This is a genomic window from Pseudomonas cremoricolorata (assembly GCF_000759535.1).
In the GTDB taxonomy this organism is placed as follows: Bacteria; Pseudomonadota; Gammaproteobacteria; order Pseudomonadales; family Pseudomonadaceae; genus Aquipseudomonas; species Aquipseudomonas cremoricolorata_A.
This window is the reverse complement of record NZ_CP009455.1, coordinates 1,922,004-1,938,578: the sequence shown is the minus strand read 5'-3', so window position 1 is coordinate 1,938,578 and position 16,575 is coordinate 1,922,004. Positions and strand designations below refer to the sequence as shown.

Sequence of the window (16,575 nt, the reverse complement as noted above, 5' to 3'; positions counted from 1 at the left end):
CCTGAACCTCGGACATCGTGCTGTCTATTGCTGGGAACTGGACACTCGAGGTCGGTTTACGGCATAGTCGCCGCGCTATGTCGAATTGCCCTACAAAACCAAGGAAACCTCGATGGCAACCCTACTGGTCCTGCACGGCCCCAACCTGAACCTGCTGGGCACCCGCGAGCCGGGCCACTATGGCGCCGCCACCCTCGCCCAGATCAATCAGGACCTGGAGCAGCGTGCGCGTGCCGCAGGCCATCACCTGCAGCATTTGCAGAGCAATGCCGAGTACGAACTGATCGAGCGTATTCACGCAGCCCGTGACGAGGGCGTCGACTTCATCGTAATCAACCCGGCGGCGTTCACCCACACCAGCGTCGCGCTACGTGACGCATTGCTGGCAGTGAGCATCCCATTCATCGAAGTGCATCTGTCCAACGTGCACAAACGCGAACCGTTCCGTCACCACTCCTACTTTTCCGATGTTGCCGTAGGGGTGATCTGCGGCCTGGGCGCCACCGGCTACCGCTTGGCCCTGGAGTCCGCGCTGGAACACCTGGCTGCCAACGCACAGCCCTGATGACCCCAAGCCCTGGCCTTGCGCCGGGGCCTCGAAGAAACGTCAGCGAACGTTTTTACCCTACACCCCCGACCGAATCCTGGGAGTTGCTTAATGGATATCCGTAAAGTCAAGAAACTGATCGAGCTGCTGGAAGAGTCTGGCATCGACGAGCTGGAGATCAAGGAAGGCGAAGAGTCCGTCCGTATCAGCCGTCACAGCAAGACCCCGGCTGCTCAGCAGTTCTACGCTCCTGCCCCGGCTCCGGCCGCTGCTCCAGTGGCCGCAGCCCCTGCAGCCGCCGCCGCGCCAGCCGCCGAAGCGGCCGCTCCGGCCCTCAAAGGCACCGTGATCCGCTCGCCGATGGTCGGCACTTTCTACCGCAAGCCTTCGCCGACCTCGCCGAACTTCGCTGAAGTCGGTCAGAGCGTGAAGAAAGGCGACACCCTGTGCATCGTCGAAGCCATGAAGATGATGAACCACATCGAAGCCGACATCGGCGGCGTCATCGATGCCATCCTGGTGGAAGACGGTCAGCCGGTTGAGTACGACCAGCCGCTGTTCACCGTCGTTTGAAGCGCGGAGAGCCAACGATGTCTGCGAAGCTCGAAAAAGTCCTGATCGCCAACCGTGGCGAAATCGCCCTGCGCATCCTGCGTGCCTGCAAAGAGCTGGGCATCAAGACCGTCGCCGTGCACTCCATCGCCGACCGTGAACTGATGCACCTGGGTCTGGCAGACGAGTCGGTCTGCATCGGCCCGGCACCGTCCAACAAATCGTACCTGCACATCCCGGCGATCATCGCCGCTGCCGAAGTGACCGGTGCGACTGCCATCCACCCCGGCTACGGCTTCCTCGCGGAAAACGCCGACTTCGCCGAGCAGGTGGAAAAATCCGGTTTCGCCTTCATCGGCCCGAAAGCCGACACCATCCGCCTGATGGGCGACAAGGTGTCGGCCAAGGAAGCCATGATCAAATCTGGCGTTCCGACCGTACCGGGCTCCGATGGCCCGCTGCCGGAAGACGAAGAGACCGCCCTGGCGATCGCTCGTCAGGTCGGCTATCCGGTGATCATCAAGGCAGCAGGCGGCGGCGGTGGCCGTGGCATGCGCGTGGTGCACAAGGAAGAAGACCTCATCGCTTCGGCCAAGCTGACCCGTACCGAAGCCGGTGCGGCCTTCGGCAACCCGATGGTCTACCTGGAAAAATTCCTCACCAACCCACGTCACGTGGAAGTGCAGGTGATGTCCGACGGCCAGGGCAACGCCATTCACCTGGGTGACCGCGACTGCTCGCTGCAGCGCCGCCACCAGAAGGTGCTGGAAGAAGCACCGGCCCCGGGCATCGATGAAAAAGCCCGTCAGGAAGTGTTCAAGCGCTGCGTCGATGCCTGCATCGAGATCGGCTACCGCGGTGCTGGCACCTTCGAGTTCCTCTACGAAAACGGCCGCTTCTACTTCATCGAGATGAACACCCGCGTGCAGGTGGAGCATCCGGTGTCGGAAATGGTCACCGGTATCGACATCGTCAAGGAGATGCTCAGCATCGCCGCGGGCAACAAGCTGTCGATTCGCCAGGAAGACGTGGTCATTCGTGGTCACTCGCTGGAATGCCGGATCAACGCCGAGGACCCGAAGAAATTCATCCCCTCCCCTGGCACCGTCAAGCATTTCCACGCGCCGGGCGGCAATGGCGTGCGGGTCGATTCGCACCTGTACAGCGGTTATTCGGTTCCGCCGAACTACGACTCGCTGATCGGCAAGCTGATCACCTACGGCAAGGACCGCGACGAAGCCATGGCGCGCATGCGCAATGCCCTGGACGAGATCGTCGTCGACGGCATCAAGACCAACATCCCGCTGCACCGCGACCTGGTGCGTGATGAAGGTTTCTGCAAAGGTGGCGTCAACATCCATTACCTCGAGCACAAACTGGCCAACCAGGACTGATCGAGCGCTGCTGCGATGAGAAAACGCCCCGGCATCTGCCGGGGCGTTTTCATTTCAGCCGCTGGACAGATCGACCAGGGTCAAGCCGTGGTGACGATAAGCGCTGGCGCTCTGCACCTGTCCCGCTGCGTTGCGCACCAGGCCATCGCTGCCCTGGTACAACGGCTCGCTTCGCACGCGGGCCATGAAACGCCGCGCCCGCTCGGCCAGGGCACCGGGGGCTCCCCGCTGGGCAGCGCGCATCAGCGGATCGAGTACCTGCTCCACCAACTGGCCATCCATCGAGTAGACCCGCGTCAGCCCAGTGCGCAAGTCGAGCGTCAGGCCATAGGTATTGCCCAGACAACTGGAGTACGACCAGTGCTGCCAGCTCGGACGGACCCCATTCTGGCGCAGCACTGCACGCACCGGACCGCCGATGTCCTGCCCGCCAAGCCAGTCGCCGCCTGCCATCACCGCCCGCAGCGAACCGCTGCCCTCACTGCGGATACGCCCCAGCACGTCACGCACGGTCTGCTCGATCAGGGGCTTGATGTTGTGATCGAAGTGAATCACGGCGCCAGCCTTGGTTGCCGGGTTGTACAGCGACACGGCCACGCAGGTCTGGGCATTGAGGGTGAACAGATAGGCGTCGTCGCCCGCTTGGCCCAGCCGCCCGACCAACGCTTCGCCTTGCAGCGCCCCACGCAGGTTGTTCGGCGCGCCCTCACCCAGTGCCACCTGACGCGGCGAGCTGATGCGCCCGACATCCTCAATCGGCGCCCCGCCACGTAATCCCGGGCTATTGGCCAGCCAGCGTCCATCGGCGCCACGCGCCACGGCCGGGTGATGAAAACTGCCGGGCAGGTTGGCCTTGAGCACCCGCAGGGTGTGCTGGGCCGAATCGTACTCGACTTTGAAATACCGCCCTTGGTGGCGAATGAAATGCGCCACGCCAGGCGCCTCGGCGTTCGTCGCGCTGCGCCAGGTGCCCAGCCAGATACCTGGCTCGTGCACCTGCTGCAGCTCATCAGGCACTTGCGACACCGCCCAGCGGCGATCGAACTCTAGCGCCGCCGGACGGCGGGTTGCGGTGATACGCACCCGCGCCCTGGCGCCCGCACGGCGCGTGCCTTGCAGCAGCGGCCTGACCGCACGCAAGCTGGCGCCAGGCAAGGTCGCCAGCCCACCGAGTGCAGCCCAGGACGCTTCCAGCCATGCCTGGAGTGCCCGGGCGGTATCACCCTGGGTGTGGGCGATCACCGCCGAGCGCAGCGGCGCCACCACGAACCAGGCGCCGAGCAGGGCGGCGAATGGCGGATAGATCAGGCTCAGCGGCGCGGCGAACAAGAGACCCTTGATGACCTGCGCGCGGATCACCTCGGCGCGGCTGTGGGTGGCGTCTTCGACATCGGCCAGGCCATGCTCGATGAGACGGTCGAATTCACGCGGCAGGTTGAGCACCTGATCGATCTGGCGCAACGAATCGAGGTGCGCCTGCTGGTTCGCCAGCGCCTGCAAACGCTGCTCGACCTCGCCACGCTGGGCCAGCCGGCTGCGTGTCAGCAGGTAGCCGGCCAACGTTCCACCCGCCGCCGTGGCGAGCCGTGCGTAGGGTCGCCACAACACGCCATCTGGCGCATCGGCGGTGTACAGCCAGTCTTCGGCGACACCCCCACGGATCAGCCGAAACACGTAGCAGCCTATGATCGCTGCACCCGCTACGCGCAAACGCAGCACGCCCGGGCGGTCGAGCACCGCCTGCGATGCAGAATCGTCGAGATCATCCGGCGCCAGAGCCACTAACTCGTTGATCAGCCCCAGCAACTGATCATAGGTGCCGCGCTGCAACTGCCCACTGGCCAGGGCCAGGCGCAGGTCGCGCTCCACCCCGGCACTCATCGCGTCGGCGAAACGCAACTGATGCTGGCGGTAATCGGCGCCACTGGCGGCCAGGTAGCGGCTACGCACCTCGGCCACGTACTGCTGACCGAGGTACGCGCGCCGGGCATAACGTGCCAGATCGGCGCTGCGAAGGGCCGACAGGTCCTGACCGACGGATGAGCGCACGCCGCGGTCGGGATGGTCGATACCGCTGTTGTCGTCGTAGCCGAAGCACACCAGATCGATCAGGTTGATCGACTCGACTGGGCCATCGCCCAGCGACGGCTGCAAGTCGATGATGATCGACTCCGGATCGACCGCCTCGCTCAGCCCCTTACTGGTCAGATACGGCGCAATGGCCTCGCTCACCGCCTTGCGCGCATAGCCCAGAAAACTCGGACAGTCGCCGAGGTTTCTGGCGAAGGCCTGCTCGGCCAAGCGGGCACGCTGTCGTAGCTGATTGACGGCGCGTCGCTCATCAAGGCTCGCTGCGTCATACCAGTGCGGCGCAACGCTGTGGGCCACCTGCGCTTCGCGGCTCTGTAGTCGCGCCTGAAGCCCGCGCTGCACAGCGCTTGAGTAATCGCCGCTGGCGCTACGCAGATCGCGGTCCAAAGGCCATTGGGAAGGGTCCTCCTGCGCCTGCTCAAGCCGCACGCCCAGCGGCTGACGCTGGTCGAACGGCAACTGCTCGAGCAGGTAGTGACGTCCGACAGCCGAGCCCAACCACTGTCCCAGCTCGGCGCTCAGCGCCCGCGCCGACGGCAGTATGACCCATTCCTGGCCGTCCGCTTTGCCAGGGGCATAGAGCGCCAAGGCTTCGGTCTCGCCCTGAGTGTCATGAAAACTGAACACCAGCAGGTCGCTGCAGGGCGCATCGAACACCTCCAGGCTGCTGACCTGCACCGAAGTCGAGGGCCGCTCCAGTGCCGTCAGTATCTGCTCATGCCGCGCCGTCGGGAGGTGACCGGCAAAGTCTGCACGCAGGGCGCTGTAGCGCAGTTGACGATCGACCACATCCAGCAAGGCCTGGCGCACCTCGCCCTGAGCATGCCGGGTTTGCACAGCCGCCAGATAGCCGGCGCGGCCGTCGCATTCGAGCAGCAGACGCTGAATGTCAGCAGGCGTCGGTGCGGCGCTCAGGCGCACGGCGCTGCTGACCTCACGCAGCGCGTACAGCACGTTCAGATCCTGTGCGCCGCCAGCGACCAGCTCGGAGAGACTGCGCCGCAGCGGCGGCAATTGCGGATGGTCGCGGCTGCCGAGTTCGACGCGTATCAGGTCGGGCGACAACTGCATGTCCAGTTGCTCGGCCAAGTAATCGCTGGCCAGGGCACGGGCATGCTCATGCAGGCTGGTCACGCCTGAAAGTAACCTCCGTGCCTGGGCCTCGGCTGCGCGCCACAGGTCGAAGGCGTCCTGCAGGCGAGCACGCTCGGCATCGTTCAACCGGTGAAACGCCTCGGGCAGCTGCGCTTGCGCCAGTCGATCGAGCGCTGCACGCTCGTCGCTGCTGGCCAGGCTGACGAGCGCATTCTGCGCGTGCCAGGCGCGCTCCAGAGCATGGATGGCTGCGCGAACCTCGGCGATCGACAGCGCTGCCAGCGCGGTCGGTGCCAACGCCGCGCTCAGCTCGGCCTGGTGTTCCGCCAGCCAGGCAGCGCAGCGCTGGCGATAGTCGTCTGGCGCGGGCAGGTCATCGGGAACTGCGTGCCAGTGGCGGGTCAGGTAGTCGTGGTAATAGTCAAGCAAGCGCGTGCCGACGCTCTCGATCAGCAACTCGATGGTCTCTCGCCGTTGCTCGTCGATCTCCTGCACCGCCTGCCCTTCCCAGCGCCACGGCGCATGGATGGACGGGTCGAAGGCAAGCGGCTGCTCACTGACGTGCCGCAGCAGCGCAGCATCGAGCAGATCTTGCACCAGACGCGGGTCGATCGGACCGCTGTAATGGGTGCGCAGCTCGACGCCAATGTGTTCTTCGAGCACTTCGAGCAGGCTCAACTGCGCCCGCAGTCGCGGCTCGAGCACGGCCGACCAGGCCAGCAGGTTGTCGAGCAGTGCGGCGACAGCGGTGGGGGTCAGCGTCTGGGAGGTAGAAGTGGTCACAGGTGATGCTCCGGGTAGTGGACAGAACCGCCACGCTGCGTCTTTCACCTGCCCGGGAGGGGCTATGTATTGCTGGGCGGCATTGCCCCACGCCCTCCCCTTTCCCTTCGGCCTGGCGTAGACTGCGCGCTTTGCACAGCCCTTGCGGCTGTCCCGTCGATTTCTCTAAGGTGCCCGCCATGCCCTGGCTGCAAGTACGTCTGGCCATCAGCCCGGAACAAGCCGAAACCTACGAAGATGCGCTGCTGGAAGTCGGTGCCGTGTCCGTGACCTTCATGGATGCCGAAGACCAGCCGATCTTCGAACCAGACCTCAACACCACGCCGCTGTGGTCCAACACCCATCTGCTGGCGCTGTTCGAGGCCGAAGCCGAACCGCAGGCAGTGTTCGCGCATCTGCAACTGCTGACCGGCGCCGAGCTGCCCGAACACCAGGCCGAAGTCATCGAAGACCAGGACTGGGAGCGCAGCTGGATGGACGGCTTCCAGCCCATGCGCTTTGGCCAGCGTCTGTGGATCGTGCCGAGCTGGCATGAAGCGCCGCAGGCCGATGCGGTCAACCTGCTGCTCGATCCGGGCCTGGCGTTCGGCACCGGCACCCACCCGACCACCGCCCTGTGCCTGGAGTGGCTCGACGGCCAGGCGCTGGAAGGCGTGCAGGTGCTGGACTTTGGCTGCGGCTCGGGCATCCTCGCCATCGCCGCCCTGCTGCTCGGCGCCCGTGAGGCGGTCGGTACCGACATCGATGTGCAAGCACTCGAGGCTTCGCGCGACAACGCCGGACGCAATGGCATTGCCGAGCAACGCCTGGCGCTGTACCTGCCCGAGCAGATGCCGGCCATGCAGGCTGACGTGCTGGTCGCCAACATTCTGGCCGGGCCGCTGGTGTCGCTGGCGCCCCAGCTGGCAACGCTGGTACGCGAGGGTGGCCTGCTGGCGCTGTCGGGCATCCTCGCCGAACAGGGCGAGGAAGTCGCCGCTGCCTACGCCGAGGCTTTCGACCTCGACCCGATCGTCGAGCGCGATGGCTGGGTGCGCATCAGTGGCCGCCGGCGCGTCGCCACTTCCGTCTAACTCCCTCCCCCGGATCGCCGCATGACCGACAGTTTCGTCACCCAGTGCCCGCAGTGCCAGACGCGCTTCAAGGTCACCCACCAGCAGTTGAGCGTGGCCCGCGGCGTGGTCCGTTGCGGCCATTGCATGCATGTGTTCAACGCGGCTCGGCAGTTGCTCGAACAGAGCCAGGCGGCGACGCTCGACCCGAGCCTGGCGGCGCCGTTGGCGCCCGCCGCTGGAGCCGCTGAACAGGCCACGGTCGCTGACCCCAGCGCCAGCGCGCCGAGCCCGGTCAGCGTCCCGCCGCTGCCGGTCGCGGCGGCCCGGCCGACCCAGGCCGACTGGGAAGCCACCACCCTGGCGCTGGATGCCCTCGACCTCGATCAGGCCCTGGCCAGCCTTGAACGCCGGCACACGCCCCGCGCTGACGAAGCCTCGCATGACACGGCGCCGTTGCAGGCACGGCGTGACGACCACAGCCTCGACGACCACGCGCACGAACCGTTCGGCACCGCTACCGAGGCGCCCCACGAAGAGCCGCAAGTGCCCTTCGCACCCGTGCCGACTTTGCATGAAGACGACGCGCTGGAGATCGCTGACGATCCTCAAACGCGCACCGAGCCCAGCTTGGGCCTGAACGCGAACGACGCCTACCAGCCCCTGGCCCTGGCGCCGCTGAACGAACAGCACGAGCCGCGCCTGGGCCGCCTGGAGCACGAAGAGGCCGCTCAGGCCACCGCCGGACTCAGCGCACTGGACGACACCCCTGCCCGCGACCGCTTGTCGGCCCACGATGACGACGATGCTCAGCCCCTGCACGACCATGACAGCGACGACGAGCGTGTCGAGCCCAGCGTCTCGGCACGCCCGGGCCGTGGGGCCTACAGAGAACCGCTGATCGATGTGGTCGACGATCCGTTGCAACTGGACTGGCAACCCGAGCCAGCGCGCTGGGGTCGGCGCCTGCTGTGGGGACTGCTGTGCCTGCTGGCCCTCGCCGGTCTGGGTGTGCAGTACGTGAGCTATCACTTCGATGAGCTGGCCCGCCAGGACCGCTACCGACCACTGTTCCAGCAGGTCTGCCCGTTGCTCGGCTGCAGCGTGCCGACCCGCATCGACGTTCAACGCATCAAGAGCAGCAACCTGGTGGTGCGCAGCCATCCGGACTTCAAGGGCGCGCTGATCGTCGATGCGATCATCTACAACCGCGCGCCGTTCAGCCAGCCGTTCCCGCAACTGGAACTGCGCTTCGCCGACCTCAACGGGCAGCTCATCGCCAGCCGCCGCTTCAAGCCCAGCGAATACCTTTCGGGCGAATTGGCCGGGCGCGGCGACATGCCCAGCCAGACCCCGATCCATATCGCCCTGGATATCCTCGATCCGGGGCCCAAGGCGGTGAACTACAGCCTCAGCTTCCGCGCCGAGTAGCTGAGAGCTGCAAGAGAAAGCAAAGCGGCGTTTTTTCTGCCTTTTGCAGCTGGCAGCACCGGTAGCCGCCATTCGCCGGAATGCAAAGCCGCTTGTCGCTTGAAGCTTCAAGCTTGCCGCTGGCAGTTGGCTACCGCCAACTGCTCACATTTTATCCAACTCCATCTTTATCCAGTCATCGAGAGCGGGTATCATGCCCACCCTTTTTCGAACTCCAATGATTCGGCCCCACAACAGGGAACACCTATGTCGGCGGTACGCATCGGCCCTTACACACTGAAGAACAACCTGATCCTAGCGCCCATGGCCGGGGTCACCGACCAGCCTTTCCGTACGCTTTGCCAGCGCCTGGGCGCGGGCATGGTGGTGTCGGAGATGGTCACCAGCGACATGAGCCTGTGGAACAGCCGCAAGTCACGTCTGCGCCGCATCCACAAAGGTGATCCCGGGCCACGCTCGGTGCAGATCGCCGGGGGCGATGCGCAGATGCTGGCGGCTGCGGCCCGGGCCAATGTCGAAGCTGGCGCGCAGATCATCGATATCAACATGGGCTGCCCGGCGAAAAAAGTCTGCAACAAAGCCGCAGGCTCTGCTTTATTGAGAGATGAAAGCCTGGTCCAGGACATCCTCCATGCCGTCGTCGGCGCGGTGGACGTCCCTGTGACCCTGAAGATTCGCACCGGCTGGGACCGGGCGAACAAGAACGGCGTAACCGTGGCGAAGATCGCGGAACAAGCCGGTATTCAGGCCCTGGCCGTGCATGGCCGGACCCGGGCCGACCTGTACACCGGCGACGCCGAGTACGACACCATCGCGGCCATCCGTCAGGCGGTGTCGATTCCGGTGTTCGCCAATGGCGACATCACCTCGCCCGAAAAAGCCCGCGCCGTACTGCAGGCCACCGGTGTCGATGGCCTGCTGATCGGCCGTGCGGCGCAAGGCCGGCCCTGGATCTTCCGTGAGATCGAGCACTTCCTGCACACCGGCGAGCATCTGCCCGCGCCGAGCCTGGATGAAGTACAAGGCATCCTGCTGGAGCACCTGGGCGCGCTGCATGCGTTCTATGGCGAGGTGATGGGCGTACGCATAGCCCGCAAGCATGTGGGCTGGTACCTGGCGACCCGACCCGGCGGCAAGGAATTTCGCGCCCGGTTCAACGCACTGCAAGACCCGCAGGCACAGCACGATGACGTTGCCGCGTACTTCCAGGAGCGTCGACAGAGCCTTGGCACAGAGGACGAACAAGGGGTGGCCGCATGACCATGATGACCGAGACATTAGTGAGTGGAACAACGCCCGTGAGCGACAACGCCAACCTCAAACAGCACCTCAACACGCCGAGCGAAGAGGGTCAGACCCTGCGCGACAGCGTCGAGAAGGCGCTGCACAACTACTTCGCCCACCTCGAAGGCGCAACCGTCACGGATGTGTACAACCTGGTGCTCTCCGAAGTCGAGGCTCCGCTGCTGGAAAGCGTGATGAACCACGTCAAGGGCAACCAGACCAAAGCCAGCGAGATGCTCGGGCTCAACCGCGGCACCCTGCGCAAGAAGCTCAAGCAATACGATCTGCTCTAAGCCAGAACCCCAACCAGAAAAGGCGACTCCCGAACGGAGACGCCTTTTTTGCTGACTCCACCGCGTTATGGAATCCGAAATGACCGACCAGACTACCCGCCTGCCGATTCGCCGCGCCCTGATCAGTGTCTCCGACAAGACCGGGATCCTCGAATTCGCCCGTGAGCTGCAGCAGCTCGGGGTCGAGATCCTGTCCACCGGCGGCACCTACAAGCTGCTCAAGGACAACGGCGTCAACGCGGTGGAAGTGGCCGATTACACCGGCTTCGCCGAAATGATGGACGGCCGGGTCAAGACCCTGCACCCGAAAATCCACGGTGGCATCCTCGGCCGTCGCGGCACCGACGACGCCATTATGGCCGAGCACGGCATCCAGCCCATCGACCTGGTGGCAGTCAACCTGTACCCCTTCGAAGCGACCATCGCCAAGCCTGGCTGTGACCTGCCGACCGCCATCGAGAACATCGACATCGGCGGCCCGACCATGGTCCGTTCGGCCGCCAAGAACCACAAGGACGTTGCCATCGTGGTCAACGCCAGCGACTACCAGGGCATCGTGCAAAGCCTCAAGGCCGGCGGTCTGACCTATGCCCAGCGCTTCGACCTGATGCTCAAGGCGTTCGAACACACTGCCGCCTACGACGGCATGATCGCCAACTACATGGGCACCATCGATCAGGCGCGCGACACCCTCGGCACCGAAGATCGCAGCCAGTTCCCGCGCACCTTCAACACCCAGTTCGTCAAGGCGCAGGAAATGCGCTACGGCGAGAACCCGCACCAGAGCGCGGCGTTCTACGTCGAAGCGAACAAGGGTGAGGCGAGCATCTCCACCGCCACCCAGCTGCAGGGCAAGGAGCTGTCATTCAACAACGTGGCCGACACCGACGCGGCCCTGGAATGCGTGAAGAGCTTCGTCAAGCCGGCCTGCGTCATCGTCAAGCACGCCAACCCGTGCGGCGTGGCGGTGGTGCCGGAAGAAGACGGCGGCATCCGCAAGGCCTACGACCTGGCCTACGCCACCGACAGCGAGTCGGCGTTCGGCGGCATCATCGCCTTCAACCGTGAACTGGACGGCGAAACCGCCAAGGCCATCGTCGAGCGTCAGTTCGTCGAGGTGATCATCGCCCCGTCGATTTCCCAGGCGGCCCGCGAAGTGGTTGCGGCCAAGCAGAACGTACGCCTGCTCGAATGCGGCCAGTGGCCGGCCGAGCGCGCTGGCGGCTGGGACTTCAAGCGGGTCAACGGTGGCCTGCTGGTGCAGAGCCGCGATATCGGCATGATCGGCGCCGATGATCTGAAGATCGTCACCCAGCGTGCACCGAGCGAGCAGGAAATCCATGACCTGGTGTTCGCCTGGAAAGTGGCCAAGTTCGTCAAGTCCAACGCCATCGTCTACGCCAAGAACCGCCAGACCGTCGGCGTCGGTGCCGGGCAGATGAGCCGGGTCAACTCCGCGCGCATCGCCGCCATCAAGGCCGAGCATGCCGGCCTGCAGGTGCAGGGCGCGGTGATGGCCTCCGACGCCTTCTTCCCGTTCCGCGACGGCATCGACAATGCGGCCAAGGCCGGTATCAGCGCAGTGATTCAGCCGGGTGGCTCGATGCGTGATGCAGAAGTCATCGCGGCGGCCGACGAGGCCGGAATCGCGATGGTGTTCACCGGTATGCGCCACTTCCGCCATTGATGTATTGCAATCGGCCGCACTGAAGCAGGCATCTGCTGCGTTGGGGCCATTTCCGCCGATGCTCATTGCCAAGAGGCAACTGCGCTCAGCGAAAACGGCCCCGCCTTGCATCTACCTGCTTCATTGCGACCTCGTACAGTGTGAGGCTGGTCCTCACGCCCGACAGTATTCGAGGTTTTGACATGAAAGTTTTGATCATTGGCAGCGGCGGTCGTGAGCACGCGCTGGCCTGGAAAGTCGCGCAGGACCCGCGGGTCGAGAAGGTCTTCGTTGCGCCGGGTAACGCCGGTACTGCCATCGAGGCCAAGTGCGAGAACGTCGCCATCGGCGTGACCGATATCGAGCGACTCGCCGACTTCGCCGAAGGCAACGTGCAGATGACCATCGTTGGCCCGGAAGCACCGCTGGTGGCGGGCGTGGTCGATCTGTTCCGTCGCCGTAACCTCGACTGCTTCGGCCCGACCCAGGCGGCAGCCCAGCTGGAAGGCTCGAAAGCCTTCGCCAAGGACTTCCTGGCACGGCACCAGATTCCCACCGCCGAATACCAGAACTTCACCGAGATCGAGCCGGCGCTGGCCTACCTGCGTGAGAAAGGCGCACCGATCGTGATCAAGGCCGATGGCCTGGCCGCAGGCAAAGGCGTGATCGTCGCCATGACCTTGCAGGAAGCCGAAGACGCCGTGCGTGACATGCTCGCCGGCAATGCCTTCGGTGACGCCGGTTCGCGGGTGGTGATCGAGGAGTTCCTCGACGGCGAGGAAGCCAGTTTCATCGTCATGGTCGATGGCCATAACGTGCTGCCCATGGCCACCAGCCAGGACCACAAGCGCGTCGGCAACCAGGATACCGGTCCGAACACCGGCGGCATGGGTGCCTATTCCCCCGCGCCGGTGGTCACTGCCGAGGTCCATCAGCGCGTCATGGACCAGGTCATCTGGCCCACCGTGCGTGGCATGGCCGAAGAAGGCAACGTCTACACCGGCTTCCTCTATGCCGGGCTGATGATCGACAAGGCGGGTAACCCCAAGGTCATCGAGTTCAACTGCCGCTTCGGCGACCCGGAAACCCAGCCGATCATGCTGCGTCTGGAGTCGAGCCTGGTGCTGCTGATGGAAGCTGCATTCGCCAAGGCGCTGGACAAGGTCGAGGCGCAGTGGAATCCCCAGCCGAGCCTGGGCGTGGTCCTGGCTGCTGGGGGTTACCCAGGCGACTACGGCAAGGGCCAGGTGATCGAAGGCCTCGAAGCGGCAGCCAAGCTTGACGGCAAAGTGTTCCACGCCGGCACTGCGCTGCAGGACGGTCAGGTGGTCGCCAACGGTGGTCGCGTGCTCTGCGCCACAGCCCTGGGCCAGACGGTTGCCGACGCCCAGGCCCATGCCTATCGTCTGGCCGGGCTGGTGAGCTGGGCAGAAAGCTTCTACCGTACCGACATCGGTTACCGCGCCATTGCCCGCGAACGTGGCGAGCACCACGACTGAGCACCTTCGCAGCGCCCTGCAGCCTTGGCTCGCACGGCGTGCCGACCGGGCCCCGTGGCGGCCCTTGGGATGGGTCGCCGGCGCCACTTCGAGTGGTCGTCCGGCATTTGAGCTAGGAAGGGATTTCGTCTTGCGTCGGCTTCGGATTGCCATTGCCCTGTTCGTCAGCCTGCTGACCCTGCTCTGCCTGTCGCCGGCCAACGCCGACGATGGCGCAGGTTGGTCTTTGTTGCTCGATGAACAGGCCAACCTGCAACTGAGCGATGTTCGCTCCGAGCGTTATCGCAACCAGTTCGCCCCGGTGCAGCTCGACCAGCTCGATGCGGCGCTGCCCGAGCAGGCGCTGTGGTTGCACTACCGGCTCGAACCGGGCGAGCAGGAGCAACTGGTACGCATCTTCGCCCCCGATCTCTCTCGCCTGGACCTCTACGCGCTGGAAAACGGCAGGCTACTGCGTCAGTTGCACCACGGCCTGCACAGCGAAGACAGCAGCCCCACGCTGCGCGGCAGCGACCACGTACTGCCACTGCCCAACAGTGCCCAACCGGTCGACGTCTACCTGCGCCTGGTCTCGGAACACCAACTGCGTCCGGCCATCAGCCTGGAGCCTGCGGCCGTCGCCGCTGCCGAGCAGTTCCAGCCATTGCTGTTCGGCGTGCTGTTCGGCGGCATGCTGATGCTGATCCTCGACAACCTGGTGCGCTTCGCCAATGCCCGGTCGAGCTCGGCGCTCACCCTGGCGCTGTATCACGGGCTGATGCTGCTCAGCGCGCTGATTCTGCTCAACCTCAGCGGGCCGTGGTGGAACACCTGGCACAGCGCGCAGACCCCGGCCGCCTACCTGACCCTGGTACTCGCCGGGATGGCAGGCCTGTATTTCACCCAGCATTACTTCGCGCCCTGCGCGGCGCCGCGCCTGGTGCGGCTGCTGCAGGCCGAGATCGTATTGACCGGGCTCAGCGGCCTGGTGCTGCTGTTCGTCGATACCTTGCCGCTGAACCTGACCACCTATGCCCTGCTCGCGCTCAGCAGCCTGAGCATGCTGGCCACCGGTATCTACCACTGGCATCGCGGCTACGCCCCGGCACGGCTGTTCACCTGGGCCATGCTGGTGTTCTGCATCGGCGGCCTGGTGCTGTTACCTGCGCTGCTGGGCCTGACCCGTACGCCAACGCCCTGGCTGCTGTTCATTCTGCTGGGGCTGACCCTGCTCAGCGGGCTGATGCTCAACCTGGCGGTGGGTGGACGCCTGCGTGGTATCAGCGAGGAACGCTTCCGCGCCAGCCGGGCGCTGGCGGCCAGTGATGCCGAGGTCAACGCCAAGGCCGAGTTCCTGGCCAAGATCAGCCATGAGATCCGCACACCCATGAATGGCGTGCTGGGCATGACCGAGCTGCTGCTCGGCACACCGCTGTCGGTCAAGCAACGTGACTACGTGCAGACCATCCACAGTGCTGGTAACGAACTGCTGACCTTGATCAACGAGATTCTCGACATCTCCAAGCTCGAGTCGCGGCAGATCGAGCTGGACGATGTGCAGTTCGACCTCAATGCCCTGCTCGAAGACTGCCTGAGCATTGTCCGGGCCAAGGCCGAGCAGCAGAACATCGAGCTGATCTGCTTCAACCATCCGCAGGTGCCGCAGGTCATCAGCGGTGATCCGACGCGCTTGCGCCAGGCGGTGTCGAGCCTGTTGGAAAACGCCCTGAAGAACACCGCTCAAGGCGAAATCCTGCTGATGACCGCGCTGGATTCGCGCAGCGAAGGCCCGCGTTTGCGCATCAGCGTGCAGGACAGCGGCGAGACCATGCCCCATACCGAACGCGAAGGCCTGCTGCAGGCCGAGTTGCACAGCCGGCATTTCCTCTCCAGCAACAAGCTGGGCGGCCACCTGGGTTTGATCATTGCCAAGCAACTGGTCGGTTTGATGCAGGGCGAATTCGGTATCAAGCCTGGGGGCGGTCCGGGCAATACCCTGTGGCTCACCCTGCCGCTGGACCCCGCGCGACTGGAACAACCCGCCACCGACCTGGACGGGCCGCTGCGCGAAGCGCGGGTGCTGGTGGTGGACGACAACGACACCTGCCGCAAGGTGCTGGTGCAACAGTGCACCGCCTGGGGCATGAATGTCAGTGCGGTGCCCTCCGGCAAGGAAGCGCTGGCGCTGCTGCGCACCAAGGCGCATCTGCGCGACTATTTCGACGTGGTTCTGCTCGACCAGAACATGCCCGGCATGACCGGCATGCAACTGGCGACCAAGATCAAGGAAGACCCCAGCCTGAATCACGACATTCTGGTGGTGATGCTCACCGGCATCAGCAACGCACCGAGCAAGGTGATCGCGCGCAATGCCGGCATCAAGCGCATCCTGGCCAAGCCGGTGGCCGGCTACACCCTCAAGACCACCCTCGCCGAAGAGCTGGCCCAGCGCGGTCGCGATAACCCCGCAGCGCTACCCCCCGGCACGCCGCCGCCTGCGCTGGAACTGCCCAGCGACTTCCGCATTCTGGTGGCTGAAGACAACAGCATCTCGACTAAGGTGATCCGCGGCATGCTCGGCAAGCTCAACTTGGAGCCTGACACCGCCAGCAATGGCGATGAAGCGTTGCAAGCGATGAAGGCCCAGCGCTACGACCTGGTGCTGATGGACTGTGAAATGCCGGTGCTCGATGGCTTTTCCGCCACCGAGCAACTGCGCGAATGGGAGGCAGCCACGCAGCGCACCCGCACGCCAGTGGTCGCGCTCACCGCACACATCCTCAGTGAACACAAGGAGCGCGCGCGTCAGGCGGGCATGGACGGGCACATGGCCAAGCCGGTCGAGCTGTCGCAACTGCGTGAGCTGATCCAGCATTGGGCGGCCAAGGGCGTACGGGCGTCGTGAACGA

11 protein-coding genes are annotated in these 16,575 nt (G+C 64.9%); 10 read left to right on the top strand and 1 reads right to left on the bottom strand.

Translation table 11 applies throughout. The annotated features are described in order from the left end of the window. The first annotated feature begins 112 nt into the window (after positions 1-112). The 3 genes from aroQ (at position 113) to accC (ending at position 2,493) form a co-directional block, all read left to right on the top strand. A complete protein-coding gene (gene aroQ / locus LK03_RS08490) occupies positions 113-565 on the top strand; it encodes a type II 3-dehydroquinate dehydratase (RefSeq protein WP_028695571.1) in 453 nt (150 codons plus the stop codon). 93 nt (positions 566-658) lie between these two features. After that, complete coding sequence (gene accB, locus LK03_RS08485; protein WP_038411915.1) at positions 659-1,120, top strand: acetyl-CoA carboxylase biotin carboxyl carrier protein; 462 nt, start codon at positions 659-661, stop codon at positions 1,118-1,120. Between the two features lie 17 nt (positions 1,121-1,137). After that, positions 1,138-2,493: an acetyl-CoA carboxylase biotin carboxylase subunit gene (gene accC / locus LK03_RS08480; protein ID WP_038411914.1), complete on the top strand. Its 1,356-nt coding sequence runs from the start codon at positions 1,138-1,140 to the stop codon at positions 2,491-2,493. A gap of 54 nt (positions 2,494-2,547) precedes the next feature. On the opposite strand, the gene LK03_RS08475 is transcribed toward accC, so the two are convergent. After that, positions 2,548-6,462 carry a hypothetical protein gene (locus LK03_RS08475; RefSeq protein ID WP_049870452.1) on the bottom strand — a complete coding sequence of 1,305 codons (3,915 nt, stop codon included), beginning with the start codon at positions 6,460-6,462 and terminating at the stop codon, positions 2,548-2,550. Between the two features lie 179 nt (positions 6,463-6,641). Here LK03_RS08475 and prmA point away from each other — a divergent pair, with 179 nt between their 5' ends. The 7 genes from prmA to LK03_RS08440 all read left to right on the top strand — a co-directional run bounded on the left by prmA (position 6,642) and on the right by LK03_RS08440 (position 16,571). Then, a complete protein-coding gene (gene prmA / locus LK03_RS08470) occupies positions 6,642-7,535 on the top strand; it encodes a 50S ribosomal protein L11 methyltransferase (protein WP_038411913.1) in 894 nt (297 codons plus the stop codon). A gap of 21 nt (positions 7,536-7,556) precedes the next feature. Beyond that, on the top strand, positions 7,557-8,945 hold the full coding sequence (locus tag LK03_RS08465; RefSeq protein WP_038411912.1) for a DUF3426 domain-containing protein: 1,389 nt from the start codon (positions 7,557-7,559) through the stop codon (positions 8,943-8,945). Positions 8,946-9,191: 246 nt separating this feature from the next. Continuing rightward, entirely contained in the window at positions 9,192-10,205 is a 1,014-nt protein-coding gene (gene dusB / locus LK03_RS08460) for a tRNA dihydrouridine synthase DusB (RefSeq protein WP_038411911.1), read from the top strand. Next, a complete protein-coding gene (fis, locus tag LK03_RS08455; protein ID WP_029614158.1) occupies positions 10,202-10,522 on the top strand; it encodes a DNA-binding transcriptional regulator Fis in 321 nt (106 codons plus the stop codon). Before dusB ends, fis begins: the two co-directional genes overlap by 4 nt. Before the next feature lie 79 nt (positions 10,523-10,601). Beyond that, positions 10,602-12,209 (top strand): bifunctional phosphoribosylaminoimidazolecarboxamide formyltransferase/IMP cyclohydrolase, encoded by a 1,608-nt coding sequence (purH, locus tag LK03_RS08450; RefSeq protein WP_038411910.1) that lies wholly within the window; start codon positions 10,602-10,604, stop codon positions 12,207-12,209. 182 nt (positions 12,210-12,391) lie between these two features. Continuing rightward, entirely contained in the window at positions 12,392-13,687 is a 1,296-nt protein-coding gene (purD, locus tag LK03_RS08445) for a phosphoribosylamine--glycine ligase (protein WP_038411909.1), read from the top strand. A 130-nt stretch (positions 13,688-13,817) separates the two neighbouring features. After that, positions 13,818-16,571: a hybrid sensor histidine kinase/response regulator gene (locus LK03_RS08440; RefSeq protein WP_038411908.1), complete on the top strand. Its 2,754-nt coding sequence runs from the start codon at positions 13,818-13,820 to the stop codon at positions 16,569-16,571. Positions 16,572-16,575: the final 4 nt, after the last annotated feature.

What these genes read in the sequence shown, in the direction of transcription:
- aroQ (WP_028695571.1), top strand. Translation starts at nt 113, where the DNA reads ATGGCAACCCTACTGGTCCTGCACGGCCCCAACCTGAACCTGCTGGGC.
- accB (WP_038411915.1), top strand. Translation starts at nt 659, where the DNA reads ATGGATATCCGTAAAGTCAAGAAACTGATCGAGCTGCTGGAAGAGTCT.
- accC (WP_038411914.1), top strand. Translation starts at nt 1,138, where the DNA reads ATGTCTGCGAAGCTCGAAAAAGTCCTGATCGCCAACCGTGGCGAAATC.
- prmA (WP_038411913.1), top strand. Translation starts at nt 6,642, where the DNA reads ATGCCCTGGCTGCAAGTACGTCTGGCCATCAGCCCGGAACAAGCCGAA.
- LK03_RS08465 (WP_038411912.1), top strand. Translation starts at nt 7,557, where the DNA reads ATGACCGACAGTTTCGTCACCCAGTGCCCGCAGTGCCAGACGCGCTTC.
- dusB (WP_038411911.1), top strand. Translation starts at nt 9,192, where the DNA reads ATGTCGGCGGTACGCATCGGCCCTTACACACTGAAGAACAACCTGATC.
- fis (WP_029614158.1), top strand. Translation starts at nt 10,202, where the DNA reads ATGACCATGATGACCGAGACATTAGTGAGTGGAACAACGCCCGTGAGC.
- purH (WP_038411910.1), top strand. Translation starts at nt 10,602, where the DNA reads ATGACCGACCAGACTACCCGCCTGCCGATTCGCCGCGCCCTGATCAGT.
- purD (WP_038411909.1), top strand. Translation starts at nt 12,392, where the DNA reads ATGAAAGTTTTGATCATTGGCAGCGGCGGTCGTGAGCACGCGCTGGCC.